At 71.4% G+C, this 17,469-nt stretch carries 17 protein-coding genes; 5 read left to right on the top strand and 12 right to left on the bottom strand.

Annotation, left to right across the window (positions count from 1 at the left end; all coding sequences use genetic code 11):
• Positions 1-127: 127 nt before the first annotated feature.
• Positions 128-1,480 carry a class II 3-deoxy-7-phosphoheptulonate synthase gene (locus ACZ7L4_RS15165; protein WP_472102644.1) on the bottom strand — a complete coding sequence of 451 codons (1,353 nt, stop codon included), beginning with the start codon at positions 1,478-1,480 and terminating at the stop codon, positions 128-130.
• A 108-nt stretch (positions 1,481-1,588) separates the two neighbouring features.
• On the opposite strand from ACZ7L4_RS15165, the gene ACZ7L4_RS15170 reads away from it, so the two are divergent.
• Complete coding sequence (locus ACZ7L4_RS15170; protein ID WP_356388850.1) at positions 1,589-1,648, top strand: trp operon leader peptide; 60 nt, start codon at positions 1,589-1,591, stop codon at positions 1,646-1,648.
• A gap of 119 nt (positions 1,649-1,767) precedes the next feature.
• On the top strand, positions 1,768-3,657 hold the full coding sequence (locus ACZ7L4_RS15175; protein WP_472104019.1) for an anthranilate synthase family protein: 1,890 nt from the start codon (positions 1,768-1,770) through the stop codon (positions 3,655-3,657).
• On the opposite strand, the gene ACZ7L4_RS15180 is transcribed toward ACZ7L4_RS15175, so the two are convergent.
• From ACZ7L4_RS15180 to ACZ7L4_RS15200, 5 genes are read right to left on the bottom strand one after another with little or no spacing between them, the layout of a single operon-like run.
• Positions 3,603-4,607: a 2-hydroxyacid dehydrogenase gene (locus tag ACZ7L4_RS15180; protein ID WP_472102646.1), complete on the bottom strand. Its 1,005-nt coding sequence runs from the start codon at positions 4,605-4,607 to the stop codon at positions 3,603-3,605. The two genes, ACZ7L4_RS15175 and ACZ7L4_RS15180, sit on opposite strands and share 55 nt — an antisense overlap.
• Before the next feature lie 34 nt (positions 4,608-4,641).
• Positions 4,642-5,670: a 6-phosphofructokinase gene (locus tag ACZ7L4_RS15185; RefSeq protein WP_472102648.1), complete on the bottom strand. Its 1,029-nt coding sequence runs from the start codon at positions 5,668-5,670 to the stop codon at positions 4,642-4,644.
• Between the two features lie 52 nt (positions 5,671-5,722).
• A complete protein-coding gene (locus ACZ7L4_RS15190; protein ID WP_472102650.1) occupies positions 5,723-6,418 on the bottom strand; it encodes a response regulator in 696 nt (231 codons plus the stop codon).
• A 47-nt stretch (positions 6,419-6,465) separates the two neighbouring features.
• A complete protein-coding gene (gene macS, locus ACZ7L4_RS15195; RefSeq protein WP_472102652.1) occupies positions 6,466-7,674 on the bottom strand; it encodes a MacS family sensor histidine kinase in 1,209 nt (402 codons plus the stop codon).
• 43 nt (positions 7,675-7,717) lie between these two features.
• Entirely contained in the window at positions 7,718-8,470 is a 753-nt protein-coding gene (locus tag ACZ7L4_RS15200) for a lysophospholipid acyltransferase family protein (protein ID WP_472102654.1), read from the bottom strand.
• Between the two features lie 194 nt (positions 8,471-8,664).
• Between ACZ7L4_RS15200 and ACZ7L4_RS15205 the strand changes: the two genes are divergently transcribed.
• Together ACZ7L4_RS15205 and ACZ7L4_RS15210 are read left to right on the top strand one after the other, a co-directional pair.
• The gene (locus ACZ7L4_RS15205) at positions 8,665-9,462 is read left to right on the top strand and encodes an alpha/beta hydrolase (protein ID WP_472104021.1); all 798 of its coding nucleotides are present in this window, start codon (positions 8,665-8,667) and stop codon (positions 9,460-9,462) included.
• Positions 9,353-10,126: a hypothetical protein gene (locus tag ACZ7L4_RS15210; RefSeq protein WP_472102656.1), complete on the top strand. Its 774-nt coding sequence runs from the start codon at positions 9,353-9,355 to the stop codon at positions 10,124-10,126. The genes ACZ7L4_RS15205 and ACZ7L4_RS15210 overlap by 110 nt, the downstream gene beginning before the upstream one ends.
• A 5-nt stretch (positions 10,127-10,131) precedes the next feature.
• On the opposite strand, the gene ACZ7L4_RS15215 is transcribed toward ACZ7L4_RS15210, so the two are convergent.
• From ACZ7L4_RS15215 to ACZ7L4_RS15240, 6 genes are all read right to left on the bottom strand, one after another.
• Entirely contained in the window at positions 10,132-10,902 is a 771-nt protein-coding gene (locus ACZ7L4_RS15215) for an endonuclease/exonuclease/phosphatase family protein (RefSeq protein ID WP_472102658.1), read from the bottom strand.
• A 69-nt stretch (positions 10,903-10,971) separates the two neighbouring features.
• Positions 10,972-11,925, bottom strand: a complete 954-nt coding sequence (locus ACZ7L4_RS15220; protein WP_472102660.1) for an ROK family glucokinase — start codon at positions 11,923-11,925, stop codon at positions 10,972-10,974.
• Positions 11,926-11,978: 53 nt separating this feature from the next.
• Positions 11,979-12,437 (bottom strand): DUF5304 domain-containing protein, encoded by a 459-nt coding sequence (locus ACZ7L4_RS15225; RefSeq protein WP_472102662.1) that lies wholly within the window; start codon positions 12,435-12,437, stop codon positions 11,979-11,981.
• Positions 12,438-12,505: 68 nt separating this feature from the next.
• The gene (locus ACZ7L4_RS15230) at positions 12,506-13,606 is read right to left on the bottom strand and encodes an ArsA family ATPase (protein ID WP_472102664.1); all 1,101 of its coding nucleotides are present in this window, start codon (positions 13,604-13,606) and stop codon (positions 12,506-12,508) included.
• 227 nt (positions 13,607-13,833) lie between these two features.
• Positions 13,834-14,271, bottom strand: a complete 438-nt coding sequence (locus ACZ7L4_RS15235; protein ID WP_472102666.1) for an SRPBCC family protein — start codon at positions 14,269-14,271, stop codon at positions 13,834-13,836.
• A 92-nt stretch (positions 14,272-14,363) separates the two neighbouring features.
• The gene (locus tag ACZ7L4_RS15240; RefSeq protein WP_450813520.1) at positions 14,364-15,125 is read right to left on the bottom strand and encodes a metallophosphoesterase family protein; all 762 of its coding nucleotides are present in this window, start codon (positions 15,123-15,125) and stop codon (positions 14,364-14,366) included.
• 332 nt (positions 15,126-15,457) lie between these two features.
• Between ACZ7L4_RS15240 and ACZ7L4_RS15245 the strand changes: the two genes are divergently transcribed.
• Positions 15,458-17,254 (top strand): AMP-dependent synthetase/ligase, encoded by a 1,797-nt coding sequence (locus ACZ7L4_RS15245; protein ID WP_472102668.1) that lies wholly within the window; start codon positions 15,458-15,460, stop codon positions 17,252-17,254.
• Positions 17,255-17,469 lie beyond the last annotated feature (215 nt).

Consider the following 17,469-nt stretch of genomic DNA (forward strand, 5'->3'; position numbering starts at 1 on the left):
GTGGTGCTGTCCTGGTGGGTCGGTAAGGCTACCCAACCCTCACCCCCCGGGTCGGTTACACAAAGGTGCTGGGGGGCGCGACTCCCTGCGCCCCGCCCCCCACGGCGTTACCTACGGTGAACCGGGCTCACTGGTCGCGGTACATCTCCGCCACCAGGAACGCCAGGTCGAGCGACTGGCTGCGGTTCAGGCGCGGGTCGCAGGCCGTCTCGTAGCGCTGGTGCAGATCGTCGACGAAGATCTCGTCGCCGCCGCCCACGCACTCGGTGACGTCGTCACCGGTGAGCTCGACGTGGATGCCGCCCGGGTGCGTGCCCAGCGCCTTGTGGACCTCGAAGAAGCCCTTGACCTCGTCGAGCACGTCGTCGAAGCGCCGGGTCTTGTGACCGGAGGCCGCCTCGTACGTGTTGCCGTGCATCGGGTCGGTGATCCAGGCGACCTGCGCGCCGGACGCCGTGACCTTCTCCACCAGCTCGGGCAGCTTGTCGCGGACCTTGTCGGCGCCCATGCGGACGATGAAGGTCAGCCGGCCCGGCTCGCGGTCGGGGTCGAGGCGCTCGATGTACTGCAGCGCCTCCTCGGCCGTCGTCGTCGGGCCGAGCTTGATCCCGATCGGGTTGCGGATCTTCGAGGCGAACTCGACGTGCGCGTGGTCCAGCTGACGCGTGCGCTCGCCGATCCAGACCATGTGGCCCGAGACGTCGTACAGATCGCCCGTACGCGAGTCCACGCGGGTCAGCGCCGACTCGTAGTCGAGCAGCAGCGCCTCGTGGGAGGCGTAGAACTCGACGGCCTTGAACTCGGCCGGGTCGGTGCCGCAGGCCTTCATGAAGTTCAGCGCGTTGTCGATCTCGCGGGCGAGCTTCTCGTAGCGCTGCCCGGAGGCGGACGCCTTCACGAAGTCCTGGTTCCAGGCGTGCACCTGGCGCAGGTCCGCGTAGCCACCGGTGGTGAAGGCGCGCACGAGGTTGAGCGTGGAGGCGGACGCGTTGTACATCTGCTTCAGGCGCTCGGGGTCCGGGACGCGCGCGGCCTCGGTGAACTCGAAGCCGTTGACCGAGTCGCCGCGGTAGGTCGGCAGGGTCACGCCGTCGCGGGTCTCGGTGCCCTTGGAGCGCGGCTTGGAGTACTGGCCGGCGATACGGCCGATCTTCACGACCGGCACGGAGGCCGCGTACGTGAGGACGGCGCTCATCTGGAGCAGGGTCTTGAGCTTCGCGCGGATGTGGTCCGCGGAAACGGCGTCGAAGGCCTCGGCGCAGTCGCCGCCCTGGAGCAGGAACGCCTCTCCCTTGGCGACGGCCGCCAGTCGGTCGCGCAGCTGGTCGCACTCGCCTGCGAAGACGAGCGGCGGATACGACTCGAGGTCCGCGATCACATCGCGCAGAGCCTCGGCATCGGGGTACTCGGGCTGCTGCGCCGCGGGCAGGTTTCGCCAGGTGTTGCCAGCGCTCGCGCTGGTCTTAGCGTTCACGGTCACGCCGTAAACAGTACGGGGTCGGCTCGCCCGTCCATTCCCCCGCTCATCTTTTGAGACGGACGCGACACGTCTGAGCCCCGCCGCGCGGCATCGGGTACGGTGACGCTCATGTTCGCGCAATCGCTGCACCGCACCTGGTGGTGGACCGCACATCCGGCGGCCCACTGACTGCGCGTACCTGAAACCGCGAAGGCCGCCCGAGGGGCGGCCTTCAGTGTTTTCACGGGCTGTTCCTCCCTGACGACTGCCGAAGTCGACGACTCCCGAAGTCACCGGAAGGAACCTCCCTGATGCTGGACGCACTGCTCACCGACGACCGCCCCTTCGCCCTGCTGCGCCGCCGCACCCCGGGCCGCGAGCACGACACGGTCGAGCTCCTGATCGGCGGTGTCGGCGACTACGAGCGACTGGCGGACATCCCCGCCGAGGGCCTCGCCCTCGTCCCCTTCCGGCAGATCCGCGAACGCGGCTTCGACGTCCGCGACGACGGCACCCCGCTCACGGTCCTCACCCCCGAGGAGACGTACGAGATCCCGCTCGCCGACGCCCTGGAACGGCTTCCGCGCCACGACGTCCAGGTCCGCGACGGCGGCTTCGACGTCGACGACGACACGTACGCGGGCATCGTCGGCCGGGTGCTGCGCGAGGAGATCGGGCAGGGCGAGGGCGCGAACTTCGTGATCCGCAGGACGTACGAGGGGGCCATCGACGGCTTCTCGCGGGCCGACGCCCTGGCGCTCTTCCGGCGGCTGCTCGACGGGGAGCGGGGCGCGTACTGGACGTTCGTCGTGCACACGGGAGAGCGCACGCTCGTGGGGGCGAGCCCCGAGGTGCACGTGCGGATGTCCGGCGGCACCGTCGTCATGAACCCGATCAGCGGCACCTACCGCTACCCGGCCGAAGGGCCGACGCCCGAGCACCTGCTGGACTTCCTCGCCGACGGCAAGGAGATCGAGGAGCTGTCGATGGTCGTCGACGAGGAGCTCAAGATGATGTGCACCGTCGGCGACATGGGCGGCGTCGTCGTCGGCCCGCGGCTCAAGGAGATGGCGCACCTCGCGCACACCGAGTACGAGCTGCGCGGAAAGTCGACCCTCGACGTGCGGGACGTGCTCAGGGAGACGATGTTCGCGGCGACCGTCACCGGCTCCCCCGTGCAGAACGCCTGCCGGGTCATCGAGCGGCACGAGGTCGGCGGCCGCGGCTACTACGCGGGCGCGCTCGCACTCGTCGGCCGGGACGCGGGCGGGGCGCAGACGCTCGACTCCCCCATCCTGATCCGCACCGCCGACATCGACACCGCCGGGCGCCTGCGCGTCCCGGTGGGCGCGACGCTCGTGCGCGGCTCGGAGCCGGCGAGCGAGGTCGCGGAGACGCACGCCAAGGCGGCCGGTGTACTCGCCGCGCTCGGCGTACGTCCGGCACGCCCGCGCGGCGAGGGCGCGCGGGCGCCGCTCGCCGACGACCCGCGGGTGCGGGCCGCGCTCGACGGGCGGCGGGCGGCCCTGGCGCCGTTCTGGCTGCGGATGCAGAAGCGCGAGAACGAGCTCTCCGGGCACGCGCTCGTGATCGACGGCGAGGACACGTTCACCGCGATGCTGGCGCACGTGCTGCGCTCGACGGGGCTCGACGTGACGGTGCGGCGCTACGACGAGGAGGGGCTCCGGGAGGCGGCGCTCGCGCACGAGGGGCCGATCGTGCTGGGCCCGGGCCCCGGAAACCCCTCGGACCTCACCGACCCGAAGATGCGCTTCCTGCGCTCCCTGACCGCCGAGGTGATCCGCGGCCACGAGCACGGCGTGCTGGGCGTCTGCCTGGGCCACGAGCTGATCGCGGCGGAGCTGGGCCTGGAGATCGTCCGCAAGGAGGTGCCGTACCAGGGCGCGCAGACCGACGTCGAGGTGTTCGGGCGGACCGAGAAGGTCGGCTTCTACAACAGCTTCGTGGCGTCCTGCGACGACGAGACCGCGACCGAGCTGGCGGCGCACGACGTCGAGGTCAGCCGGGACCGGACGACCGGCGAGGTGCACGCGCTGCGCGGGCCCTCCTTCGCCGGGGTCCAGTTCCACCCGGAGTCGGTGCTGTCGCTGCGCGGCGCCGGGATCGTGCGGGAGCTGCTCGCTCAGCTCCTCGACTCGGCCGGGACCAGCACGTTCTCGGAGCGGCGGCCCGCCTGATAGTCGAGGACGTTGCGCACGGTGGTCTCGATGATCTGCCCGACCGCGTCCGCGGTGTAGTACGCCTGGTGGGACGTGACCAGGACGTTCGGGAAGGTGACGAGGCGGGCCAGGGTGTCGTCCTCGACGACGTCGAGCGACTTGTCGAGGAAGAACAGGCCCGCCTCGGCCTCGTACACGTCGAGGCCGACGCCCGCGAAGCGGCCCTCGCGCAACTCCGTGACGAGGGCTTTCGTGTCGATGAGGCCGCCGCGGCTGGAGTTGATCAGGATCGCGTCGTCCTTCATGGCGCGCAGCGCGGCGGCGTCGACGATGTGCTCGGTGGCGGGCAGCAACGGCACGTGCAGGCTGATCACGTCGGCCTCGGCGAACAGCTGCTCCTTGTCGACGTACTTCATGCCGAGGGCCGTGCAGTTCGGGTTCTCGGCGACGTCCCAGCCGAGCAGGTTCATGCCGAAGCCGTGGGCGATCCGGGTGAAGGCCTCGCCGATCTTCCCGGTGCCGAGCACGCCGACGGTGCGGCCCCGCAGATCGCGGCCCATCAGCCCGTCGAGCCTGAAGTCGAAGTCGCGGGTGCGGGTGCTGGCGCGGACGATGCGGCGGTTGACGGCCATCGCGAGGGTCCAGGCGAACTCGGCGACCGAGTACGGCGAGTAGTACGAGACGCGCGCCACGGTCAGGCCGAGCCGCTCGGCGACCTGGAGGTCGATGTTGTTGAAGCCCGTGGAGCGCTGGGCGATCAGCTGTGTGCCGCCGGCGGCGAGAGTCTGCAGCACACGGTTGTTGAGGGTCGCGTTGACGCTGGTGGAGATGATCTCGTAGCCGGCCGCGATCGGGGCGGTGTCCTCGTTGAGGAACACGTCGAGGCAGCGGACGTCGTGGTGGCCCTCGAAGGCCTTCTCGATGAGGGGCTTTTCGTCGGATTGCACACCAAAAGCGAGAATCTCCATGAGCGCGAGCCTAAGCCAATCAAGCCCCTGGGGCTCAGCCGAAGAAGACCCCCACCTCTTCGTACAGGGACGGATCCACCGTCTTCAGCCGGGACGTGGCCTCCGCGATGGGAACCCGCACGATGTCCGTCCCCCGCAGCGCCACCATCTTCCCGAAGTCCCCGTCGCGCACCGCGTCGATCGCGTGCAGCCCGAACCGGGTGGCCAGCCACCGGTCGAAGGCGGACGGCGTGCCGCCCCGCTGGACATGGCCGAGGACCGTCGTCCGCGCCTCCTTGCCGGTGCGCTTCTCGATCTGCTTCGCGAGCCACTCCCCCACGCCGGAGAGGCGCACGTGTCCGAAGGAGTCCAGCGACTCGTCCTTCAGCACCACGTCCCCGTCGCGCGGCATCGCGCCCTCGGCGACGACCACGATCGGGGCGTACGAGGAGCGGAAGCGGGAGGTGACCCAGGAGCAGACCTGGTCGACGTCGAAGCGCTGCTCGGGGATGAGGATGACATTGGCCCCGCCGGCCAGGCCCGAGTGCAGCGCGATCCAGCCCGCGTGCCGGCCCATGACCTCGACGACGAGGACCCGCATGTGGGACTCGGCGGTGGTGTGCAGCCGGTCGATGGCCTCGGTGGCGATGCCGACGGCGGTGTTGAAGCCGAAGGTGTAGTCGGTGGCGTAGAGGTCGTTGTCGATGGTCTTCGGTACGCCGACGGTCTTGATGCCGTACTCGTCCGAGAGCTTCGCCGCGACGCCGAGGGTGTCCTCGCCGCCGATCACGATGAGGGCCTCGACCTCCTGCTTGGCGAGGTTCTCCTTGACGCGGCGGATCCCGTTCTCCGCCTGGAGGGGGTTGGTCCGCGAGGAGCCGAGGACGGTGCCGCCGCGGGGCAGGATGCCGCGCACCGCCGGGATGTCGAGAGGAACCGTGTCGTTCTCCAGCGGGCCGCGCCAGCCGTCGCGGAACCCCACGAAGTCGTAGTCGTACTCCTGGACGCCCTTGCGCACGATGCCCCGGATGACAGCGTTCAGTCCGGGGCAGTCACCGCCTCCGGTCAAAACTCCGACCCTCATGGCGTAACTCCCTTGTCACGGCGAGTGGTTGGGGCCACTCTCCCGCGCGGGGTCAGTCGTCGTCCAGACCCCGCTCGATCGCGTACCGGACGAGCTCCACGCGGTTGTGCAGCTGGAGTTTGCCGAGGGTGTTCTGCACGTGGTTCTGGACCGTGCGGTGCGAGATGACCAGGCGCTCGGCGATCTGCTTGTAGCTCAGGCCCTTCGCGACGAGGCGCAGTACCTCGGTCTCCCGGTCGGTGAGCTGCGGCGCGGCGCCCGGCTCGTCGGCGTCGCCCGCAGGGGCCGGGTCGGAGGCGAGCCGCCGGTACTCGCCGAGAACCAGGCCCGCGAGGCCCGGCGTGAACACCGGATCGCCCGCGGCGGTGCGCCCCACCGCGTCGATCAGCTCGTCCGTGGACGCGGACTTGAGCAGATAGCCGGTGGCGCCGGACTTGACCGCTTCCAGCACGTCGGCGTGCTCCCCGCTCGCGGAGAGGACGAGGACGCGCAGCGACGGGTCGGCGCCGACGAGTTCCTTGCACACCTGGACGCCGGGCTTGGCCGGCAGGTTCAGGTCGAGGACGAGGACGTCGGGGCCCGCGGCCCGCGCGCGGCGCACCGCCTGCTCGCCGTCGCCCGCCGTGGCGACGACGTCGAAGCCGGCCGCTCCCAGGTCACGGGCGACGGCGTCGCGCCACATCGGGTGGTCGTCGACCACCATGACCTTGACCGGCGCCCGCCCGTCGCCCGTCCGCTGTTCGCTCATCGTTCCTGACCTGCCTTCCCCCGTGGCCCGCAAGGGCTCTTCCACCACTACTTCTTCGGTACGCGCAGTTCGACCTCGGTGCCCTGACCGGGGATCGAGATCAGCTCGGCGGTGCCGCCGATGTCGCGCAGTCGGCCCCGGATCGACAGGGCGACACCGAGCCGGCCCTCGCCCTCGGCCTGCGCGAGGCGGCCCTCCGGGATGCCCGGACCGTCGTCCCGCACCGTCACGATCACCGCGTCCGGCTCGTCCTCGACGAGGATCCACGCGCTGGCGTCCGCGCCCGCGTGCCGCCGCACATTGTCCAGGGCGGCACTGACAGCGGCGGCCAGTTCGCGGGCCGCGGCGGGCCTCATCGGCACCGGGGCGCCCGGCTCCGAGAAAGTGATGCGTCCACCGGCGTGCCCGGCGAGCAGGGGGCGCAGATCGCTCGGCCCCGCGCCCTCGTCCGGCTCCTCCGGTTCGAGCACCGTCCGGACCACGGCGCCGTCCTCCGCGGCCTCGGACGCGCGCGAGGCGGGCACCAGGCCCCCGGCGACCAGCGTGCGCAGCGCGACCTCCTGCTCGCCCGCCATCCGGCCCAGCTCCGCCGCCTCGCCGCCCAGGGCGGTGCCGCGGCGCTGCACCATCGCGAGGACCTGGAGCACGCTGTCGTGGATGTCGCGGGCGAGCCGCTCCCGCTCGCGGGTGGCCGCCTCGATCTCCAGGGCGCGGGCGAGGGTGCGCTCGGAGGCGCGGGCCACCTCCACGACGTAGCCGATCGCGATGGAGGCGATGCAGACGAGCAGCACGCTGTGGATCAGGCCGCGGGTGATGTCGCCGCGCTGCACCACGTTGGCGACGCCGACCAGCAGGGACGCGCCCGCCGCCCAGCGCCAGCCGCCCTTGAGCGCCCAGGCGAGGACCGCGCCCGCCGTCCAGATCGACGGCAGCGTGGCACCTCCGGTGACGGCCCGCTCGTGCCCGGCGACCGGCGAGAGCAGGATGCCCGCGACGGCGATCGTCAGGTCGGCGGTGAGGAACCGCTTGGTGCAGCGCCGGGCGCCCGACACCTGCGGCAGCGTCGCCAGCGTCCACCCCGCGAGGACCACGAAGTAGGCCACGCCCACCCACGGGCGCTCGTACACCTCGTACGAGGAGCCGAAGAGCCCGATCGCGTAGACGAGGGTCAGCAGGCGGTACCCGGTGAGGGCGCGCCACAGCGGCTGCTCGACCGACATCCGCACGACGCGCTCGCGCCCGACCGTGTTGCCCATGTCCCTTGTCCCCCGCCCTCGGCGCCTCTGGGGAACGACGCGGCTACGAGCCGCCCCGTTCCTTCTCCAGCGCCTTCTTCGCCGCTTCCTTCTCGGCCTTCGCCGCCTTCTCCGCGTCCGCGATCTGCCGCTTCGCGGCGGTCGCGTACATGTCGACGTACTCCTGGCCGGAAAGCTTCATGATCTCGTACATGACCTCGTCGGTGACAGCCCTCAGGACGAAGCGGTCGCCCTCCATGCCGTGGTAGCGGCTGAAGTCGAGCGGCTTGCCGATGCGGATGCCCGGCCGCATCAGCTTCGGCATCACCTTGCCGGGGGGCTGGATCTTCTCCGTGTCGATCATGGCGACGGGGATCACCGGCGCCCCGGTGGACAGCGCCACGCGCGCGAGGCCGCCCGGCTTGCCGCGGTAGAGGCGGCCGTCGGGGGAACGCGTCCCCTCCGGGTAGATGCCGAACAGCTCGCCGCGCTCCAGGACCTCGATGCCGCTCTTGATGGCGGCCTCGCCCGCGCCCCGCGAACCCGAGCGGTCCACGGGCAGCTGGCCCACGCCCTTGAAGAAGGCGGCCGTCATCTTGCCCTTGACCCCGGGGGTGGTGAAGTACTCGGCCTTCGCGATGAAGGTGACCTTGCGGTCCAGGACGGCCGGGAGGAAGAACGAGTCCGAGAACGAGAGGTGGTTGCTGGCGAGGATCGCGGGTCCCTCGGCGGGAATGTTCTCGAGGCCCTCCACCCACGGCCGGAAACCGAGCTTCAGCGGCCCTCCGATGGCCACCTTCATTGCGCCGTAGATCAACCCTCTGCCTTCCCTAGTGCCCGGACCTCGTACCGGACCAGTCCGAGGAACCGACCTTAACCCGGGGGGCCGCTCCAGGGCCCGACGACCCTGGTCGGTGTCAGTCCGGTCGCGTACCGTGAGGTGCACGTCTTCAAGCTCGTTCCCCCCGCACGTCCGTCCACCGTTTCTCTGCCATGAACAGGAGACCGAAGGTGCCGGTCCTTCCTGGAGCCGAGCCGTACCGCCATGAAGGCGGCGAGGTCGGCGTCCTCCTCTGCCACGGATTCACCGGATCGCCCCAGTCGCTGCGGCCCTGGGCCGAACACCTCGCCGCGCGCGGCCTGACCGTCTCGCTCCCGCTGCTGCCGGGCCACGGCACCCGCTGGGAGGACCTGGCCGTCACCTCGTGGCAGGACTGGTACGCGGAGGTGGACCGCGCCCTGCGCGAGCTCGGGGAGCGCTGCTCCAAGGTCTTCGTGTGCGGCCTGTCGATGGGCGGCGCGCTCGCCCTGCGCCTCGCGGCCAGGCACGGGGACGAGATCGCGGGCCTCGTCCTGGTGAACCCGGGCAACAAGGTGCACGACCTGGCCGCGCACACGCTCCCGGTCACCCGGCACCTCGTGCGTTCGGTGAAGGGCATCGCCAGCGACATCGCCAAGGAGGGCGTCGAGGAGCTCGGCTACGGCCGGATGCCGCTGCACGCGGTGTACCAGCTGCGCCGCTTCTTCCAGGTCGTCGACCGCGAGCTGCCGCAGGTGACGCAGCCGCTGATGGTGCTGCACAGCGTGAACGACCATGTGGTGCCGCCCGTCGACTCCGCGCGCGTGCTCGGCCGCGTGTCGTCCACGGACGTCACGGAGATCCTGCTGGAACAGAGCTACCACGTGGCGACGTTGGACCATGACGCGGACCGGATCTTCGAGGAGAGCTACGCGTTCTTCGACCGGCTCGCCCCCGAAGTCGGCAAGATCCCCAGCGCGGGCGTGGAAGGGACGACCACCGGTGACTGAGCAGGAGCGGGGCGGATCCGAGCGGCCGGACGGCTCGGAGCCGCACGGCCAGGAGGAGACCGGCGAGCAGTCGCACGACCCTCTGCTGCCGAGCGACGAGGACGCGGCGTGGGCGGCGATCGTCGCCGGTTACGGGGAGGAGCCGCCGGACCCGCCGGGCGCCAAGCCGTTCAAGTCGGTGGAGGACCTCGCCCTGCTCGAACCGGAGACGAACGACGCCCCGGGCGGGCCGTCCGACGCGGAGCGGGGCGCCGCGAAGAAGGACGACCCTGAGCCGGAGCAGAACCGGGACCAGGGCAAGCAGCACCCCCTCGGCTCCTCGGTCTCCTTCGCCCCCGGCATCGCCGCCGCCCCCGGGCCGCGCGATCACTCGGCGCCAGAGCCCTCGGACGCCGACTTCGACGGTGACGACGAGGGCCACTTCGTCCCGCCTGAGCCGCCCCCGCTGCCGGAGGGGGACGTCACGGCCAGGTTCGCCTGGCTCGCGGTCGTCGGCGGCCCGGTCCTGCTGCTCCTCGCGGTGCTGCTGGGCTGGGACATGACCTGGTGGCTGGCGACGCTCTGCATCGGCGGCTTCCTCGGCGGCTTCGGCACGCTGGTCGCCCGGATGTCCCCGGGCGACGACGAGGACGGCGACGACCCGGGCCGCGGCGCCGTGGTCTAGGACCCCTAGGACAGCGCGGCGGGCACCCTGAGGGCGGCGAGTACCGGCAGGTGGTCGGTCGCCGCCCTCAGTTCGTCCGGGTCCAGGAAGTCCGGCACCCCGCAGCCGAGCACCTCGATGCCCTTCGTGGCGAGGATCGCGTCGATGCGCTGATGGGGATCGGCCGGGGTCGAGGTGTACTCGCCACCCCAGGGCCGGGTCGCCCAGGCGTCGTTGAGGGTGGCCGCGAGCCGCCGGAAGGTGCGCCCGCCGGGCCGCTCGTTGAGGTCGCCGCCCACGACCGCGTGCTCCACGCCCATCGCCGCGACCCGGTCGAGCAGCATCCCGCCCTGCGCGTACCGCTCGTCCTTCTGCAGGCTCAGATGGCAGCTGACGACGCCGAGCCGCGCGCCCCCGAACCGTACGACGGCGGTGGCGAAGCCGCGCCGGTGCAGGCCGGGCGTGAGCGGGAGCAGCACGTCCTCGGTGCGCTCGACGGTGGCGCGCAGCGAGCAGAGCAGCGCGGGCCCCGCGGCGCTGCCGCCCCCGGAGAGGATCACCAGGTCGGCCGCGCGGGCGAGCCGGGCGAGGTGCTTGCGCCAGCGGAAGAACCGGGGCGCCTCCTGGATCAGTACGAGGTCCGGGGCGCAGGCCTTCATCACGCGGGCGAGGGCGACGGGGCTGTCGCGCATCGAGCGGATGTTGTAGCTCAGGACACGGATGACGGCCGAACCGTCCGGTTCCGTAAGGGACTTGGGGAGTTCGGTGGATGCTGCGGGGAGCGAGCCGGAGTCCATGAAGATCAAGATACGCCGGTGCCCGCCGCCCCCGAGGGGAACGACGGGCACCGGCCATCCGTATGTACGTCACATGACGGGGTCGGGCTCCCGCGCGAGGTCGGCGGCGCCGACCATGCCCGCCTTGTTGCCCAGCTGGGCGGCGATCACGTCCGCGACCGGCCGCCAGTTCCCGCCGACCAGCCACCGCTTGTACGACTTGCGGATGGGGTCGAGGACAAGCTCGCCCTCGTCCGAGAGGCCGCCGCCGACGATGAACGCCGACGGGTCGAACAGCGAGGCCAGGTCGGCCAGGCCCGCGCCGGCCCAGCGGGCCAGCTCACGGTACGAGTCGACGGCCACGGGGTCGCCCTCGCGGGCGGCCGAGGAGATGTGCTTGCCCTCGATGCCCTCGGGGGTGCCGTCGCCGAGCGAGAGCAGGTACGAGGCGTTCTCCGGCGTCGCGTTCGCCCGCTGCTTCGCGTAGCGGACGAGCGCGCGGCCCGAGGCGTACTGCTCCCAGCAGCCCTGCGAACCGCAGCCGCACAGCAGGCCGTCCGGCACCATGCGGATGTGGCCGAACTCGGCGGCCACGCCGAAGTGGCCGCGGCGCAGCTTGTTGCCGATGATGACGCCGCCGCCGAGGCCGGTGCCGAGCGTGATGCAGATGACGTTGCGGTGGCCCTTGCCCGCGCCGAACTTGTACTCGCCCCAGGCGGCCGCGTTCGCGTCGTTCTCGACGACCACGGGCAGCTTGACGCGCGCCTCGACCTTCTCCTTGAGCGGTTCCTGGCGCCAGTCGATGTTCGGCGCGAAGTACACGGTGGAGCGCTGGCGGTTGACGTACCCGGCGGCACCGATCCCCACGCCCACGATCTCGTGTCCGGCCCTGGCGCCCTCGACGGCCGAGGCGATCGCGTCAACGATGCCGTCCGGCGTGGAAGGCGTCGGCACCTTGAACGTGGAGAGGATGTTGCCTTCCTCGTCGACCACGCCGGCCGCGATCTTCGTGCCGCCGATATCGACGCCGATGGTGAGTCCCATGAATCCCTCAGTTCGGTCGAGCCCCGCTATGGCCCACCCTAACCGAGCGGCATTCAGTCCAGATCGATGTGCTCCCCGCCGGGGCCCTCGTCCTTGGGCTTTGCGGGGGGCGGCTCGGGGTCCTGGGTGCGCTGGGTCCAGCGGCGCTCCTGGCCCTCGACCGCGGAGCGGTACGCGGCGAGCAGTTCGCCGCCCGCGGCGGCCAGGTGGTCGAACACGTCCGAGTTCCGGTCGATGACCGGCTCGATGACGGAGCGGGCCTGCCGGACGGCCTGCTTGGCGACCTGCTCCGCGGTGCCCTGGGCGACCGAGCCGAGGAACGGGGCCTGCACGGACGAGAGCTTGTCCGTGACGGCGTCGACGAGCTTTTTCAGCTCCTCGGCCGCGGAACCGGGCGGCGCACCGTACTCGGCCCTGCGGCGGGCCCGCTCCTCCTCGAGATCCTCGGCGCACGCCTTCTCCCAGGCGTCTGCGTCGACCTGGTGGGCGGGCTGCTCGGTGGCGTCGCTCATGACGGCTGACTCCTGCGGAGAGCTGGACCGGTTACACCTTCGACGTTACCCGAACGGGTGCGCCCCGTTCACCGGGTCTGCGGCCACAGATCCGGGTCGGGGGCGAAGCGGACCCGCAGTTCGCCGTCGACGAGCCCCGCGCCCGCGACGGTGCAGCGGCGCGGGGCGGAGGGCAGCGGGACGACGCGGCGGAACGGGCCCGCGCCGACGACCAGTTCGTCGCCGCGCCGCACCAGGCTCAGCTCCTCCCGTACGGCGCCGGGCAGCGGTATCCGCCACACCAGGACGCCGTCCTCGCCGAGCCGGTCCTCCACGGGCCACGGCTCGCGGGGCCCCGGCACGGCCGCGGGCACCGGCACGTCCAGGTCGCCGGGGCGCGGCTCGCGGCCCAGGTGGGGCAGCTCGTGCGCGCCGGGCCACTCGGAGACGACCTTGCGCTGGCGGGCGGCGGCGTCGGCGAGCCACGGGTCGGTGGAGCCGTCGGGGAGCATCCGGTTGGCGACGACCGTCTCCACGGCGAGCCCGTGCAGCGCGAGGCCGGTCCGGGTGGTGCGCAGGGCCTCGGCGGCGGCCGGGGTGGGCTCCGCGACGAGCCGTACGCGGGTGGTGCCGGCGTCGATCACGGCCTGCGCGGCGGCGAGTTCGGCGTCCCAGCGGGCGGCGGACTCGTACAGCCACTGCGCGGGCATCGGCACCCCGGCCAGCTTGCCGAGTACGGGGCGCAGGGCGCGCGCGGCCTGGCGCTCCGCGGGGAGCAGGCGGCGCAGGTAGCGGCGCAGCTGTTCGGGCAGGGCGAGGGTGGCGACGGCGCGGGGCGTCGGCGGCAGGTCGACGACCACCAGGTCGTACGGGCCCTCGGCCGTGTCCCGCAGGGCGCGCAGCAGCGCGAGTTCCTCGCTGCCGGGGAGCGGTGTGACCTCGTCCGCGTCCAGCCGGGCGGCGCCGAGGAGTTCGAGGCCGGAGGCGGCGCGGTCCTGGAGGGCGAGGAGGTCGCGGCGGAAGTCGTCGGCCGGGGTGAGCCGGGTGACGTCGACGTCCTCGAGCCCGGCCACGGGGTCCGCGGTGATCAACCTCGTACGCAGCCCCTGCCGGGCGGCCTTCAGGGCGGTGGCGGCGGCGACGGTGGTGCGGCCGGCGCCGCCGGGGCCGGTGACGAGGAGGGTGCGCATGGTGTGTGAGGTTACCCGTGGCGGGTGCCCTCGTGATCGGCGCGCGGCACCGGGGGCCGCCTTGCCCACCCTGCCTTCCCCAAGCTCTCCGACAAGCTCCGAGCAGGGGAGACCCCATTAGGCGGCAGATTGCCCAAGGCTCGGTCGGCATGATCAAGCCCCGCCGGCGATTGAGGCGCGGGGTCCGGGGCAGAGCCCCGAGACCGCAACCCCGGTGCCGCCGAGGACTACTCGCCCGACTCCACCCGCTTCTTCAGGCCCGCCAGCGCGCGGTCGATGATGACCTTCTCTGCCTTGCGCTTGATCATGCCGAGCATGGGGATCTTCACGTCGACCGTGAGGGAGTACGTGACCTCGGTGCCCTTGCCCGCCGGCTTCAGCACGTACGAGCCGTCGAGGGAGCGCAGCATCTGGGACTTCACGAGGGTCCAGGACACCTCGTTCTCACCGGCCCAGGTGTACTTGAGCGTCTGGTCGTCCTTGATCGCCCCGGCGTCCATGACGAGCCGGACCTGTTCGGCGCGGCCGGACCCGTCCTCGGCGATGACCTCCGCCTCCTTCACCTCACCCGTCCAGTCGGGGTAGCGGGCGAAGTCGGCGATCACCCCCATGACATCGGCGGGTGCCGCCTCGATCGTGATGCTCGAGCTGGTGTGTTCCGCCATCGCCGTGGCTCCTCCGGATACCGGTCAGGGGTGCGCCGTGCCTGCCTGCGTGTGTGTCCCGTGAAGGCTATCGCGCGCATCCGCCCGCGCTGTCACCACTCCAGCGCCCACGGCCTGCCCGACCCCGCGAAGTGGCCGACATTCACGCATTCCGTGGACCCGATCCGCATCCGCCGCGCGAGCGGCTGGTGGACGTGGCCGAAGAGCGAGTACCGGGGTTTGGTCCGGCGGATCGCCTCCAGGAGGGCGCGGCTGCCGCGCTCGAAGCGCCGCGCCACGGTGTCGTAGACGAGGTCGGGGACCTCCGGCGGGATGTGGGTGCACAGCACGTCGACCTCGCCCACGGCCTCGATCTTCGCGGCGTACTCCTCGTCGTCGATCTCGTACGGCGTGCGCATCGGTGTGCGCAGGCCGCCACCGACGAAGCCGAAGACCCAGCCGCCGATCTCGACGCGCTCCCCGTCGAGCACGGTGGTGCCCGGTGCGGCGTACTCGCTCCAGAGTTTCGGCATATCGACATTGCCGTAGGTCGCATACGTCGGTGTGGGGAACGCCGCGAACATCTCCGCGTACTGCTTGCGCACCGCCTTTTCGATGGCGGGCACCCGGTCTATGCCCGCCCACAGCTGCGCCCCGAAGGCGCGCGCCTCCTCGAAGCGGCGCGCCGTGCGCAGTTCGACGATGCGGTCCGCGTTCTCGACTCCGAACAAGTCGGGGAAAATGCCGCGCGCGTGATTTGCGTAATCAAGGAACAACACCAGGTCACCAAGGCAGACGACGGCATCGGCGCCGTCTCCGGCTCGTGCGAGGTCGGTGGAGTTTCCGTGCACATCGCTGACTACGTGTACGCGCATGGCGATCACCCTAGGACGATGGGTCGCAGAATGGGTAGAGGCCGTCGGACCTGCGGTTACTTCCGAGTCGGTCGGCTCCTGGACTAGGGTGCGAGAAGAGTCGCGGCGACGTGTGACGCAGCGTACATCTGGTCCGACCCCCCTATCGAAGAAGCAGTACCGGTGGGTAACGTCCGGGCAGTCCAGTCGTGTTCAGTTCAAGCAATGAGTTCCGTCGAGTTCAGCCGAGTTCGGGCGGACAATTCATTGATGCACTGTGCACCTGCCCGATCTTGGACCGCACCGACGCATCACAGAAGAGTGGCGCCGGCGCCCTACGAGGAGCAGCAGTCTTGCGCGAGTTCAGCCTTCCCGCTTTGTACGAGGTCCCCGCGGACGGCAATCTGACCGACATCGTTCGCAGAAACGCCGCGCAGCACCCGGACGTCGCCGTGATCGGCCGAAAGGTCAACGGCACGTGGACGGACGTCACGTCCGTGGAGTTCCTCGCCGAGGTGCGCGCGGCCGCCAAGGGCCTGATCGCGTCCGGCGTGCAGGCCGGCGACCGCATCGGGCTCATGTCGCGCACGCGCTACGAGTGGACGCTGCTCGACTTCGCGATCTGGAGCGCAGGCGCGATCACCGTTCCCGTCTACGAGACGAGCTCGCCCGAGCAGATCCAGTGGATCCTCGGCGACTCGGGCGCGGTCGGCATCCTCGTCGAGCTGGACGCGCACGCCGCGGCCGTCGAATCCGTGCGCGGCGGGCTGCCGCAGTTGACGCACGTCTGGCAGATCGAGGGCGGCGGCCTGGACGAGCTGTACCGCGCCGGCGCCGAGCTCTCCGACGGGATGGTCGACGACCGCAGCGCCATCGCGAAGGCCGACGACCCGGCGACCATCGTCTACACGTCCGGCACCACGGGCCGCCCCAAGGGCTGTGTCCTCACGCACCGCAGCTTCTTCGCCGAGTGCGGCAACATCGTGGCGCGCCTGAGCCCGCTGTTCCGTACGGGCGAGTGCTCCGTGCTCCTCTTCCTCCCGGTGGCGCACGTCTTCGGCCGCCTGGTCGAGGTCGCCTCGCTGATGGCCCCGATCAAGCTGGGCCACGCCCCCGACATCAAGCAGCTCACCGACGAACTGGCCGCCTTCAGGCCTACGTTGATCCTGGGCGTGCCGCGCGTCTTCGAGAAGGTCTACAACTCGGCGCGGGCCAAGGCGCAGGCCGACGGCAAGGGCAAGATCTTCGACAAGGCCGCGGACACGGCCATCGAGTACAGCCGCGCCCTCGACACGCCGAACGGGCCTTCGCTGGCCCTGAAGCTCAAGTACAAGACGTTCGACAAGCTCGTCTACGGCAAGCTGCGCGCCGTCCTCGGCGGGCGCGGCGAGTACGCGATCTCGGGCGGCGCGCCGCTCGGCGAGCGGCTCGGGCACTTCTTCCGCGGCATCGGCTTCACGGTCCTGGAGGGCTACGGCCTCACGGAGTCCTGCGCGGCCACCGCCTTCAACCCGTGGGACCGCCAGAAGATCGGCACGGTCGGCCAGCCGCTGCCGGGGTCCGTGGTCCGGATCGCCGACGACGGCGAGGTGCTGCTGCACGGCGAGCACCTCTTCACCGGCTACTGGAACAACCAGGGCGCCACGGAAGAGGCCCTGGCGGACGGCTGGTTCCACACGGGTGACATCGGCACGCTCGACGAGGACGGCTACCTCCGGATCACCGGGCGCAAGAAGGAGATCATCGTGACGGCGGGCGGCAAGAACGTCGCCCCGGCCGTCATCGAGGACCGGATCCGCGCGCACGCGCTGGTCGCGGAGTGCATGGTCGTCGGCGACGGGCGGCCGTTCGTCGGCGCGCTCGTCACCATCGACGAGGAGTTCCTCGGCAAGTGGGCCGCGGACCACGACAAGCCGGCCGGGTCCACGGTGGCCTCGCTGCAGCACGACCCCGATCTGCTGGCCACGGTGCAGGCGGCCGTGGACGACGGCAACGCGGCGGTCTCCAAGGCGGAGTCGGTCCGCAAGTTCCGCATCCTCGGCGCGCAGTTCACGGAGGAGTCGGGTCACCTGACGCCTTCGCTGAAGCTGAAGCGGAATGTGGTGGCGAAGGACTACGCGGACGAGATCGAGGCGATCTACCGCGGGTAGCGGTACCGGGTGGCATCCGCCGCGGCGCGTTTCTTGTGCGCTGCGGCGGATTTCGCGTTGCGGCGGATGGTGCCCACGCCTCGGGGCTCCGCCCCGGACCCCGCGCCTCAATCGCCGGCGGGGCTTGATCATGCCCACCGAGCCTTGGGCGGCAGGGTGGGCAAGGCGGCACCCGGTGCAGCGCGCCCTTCACGGCGGCCCCCGCCCCGGCGCCG

Source organism: Streptomyces sp. NPDC107575 (assembly GCF_055657265.1).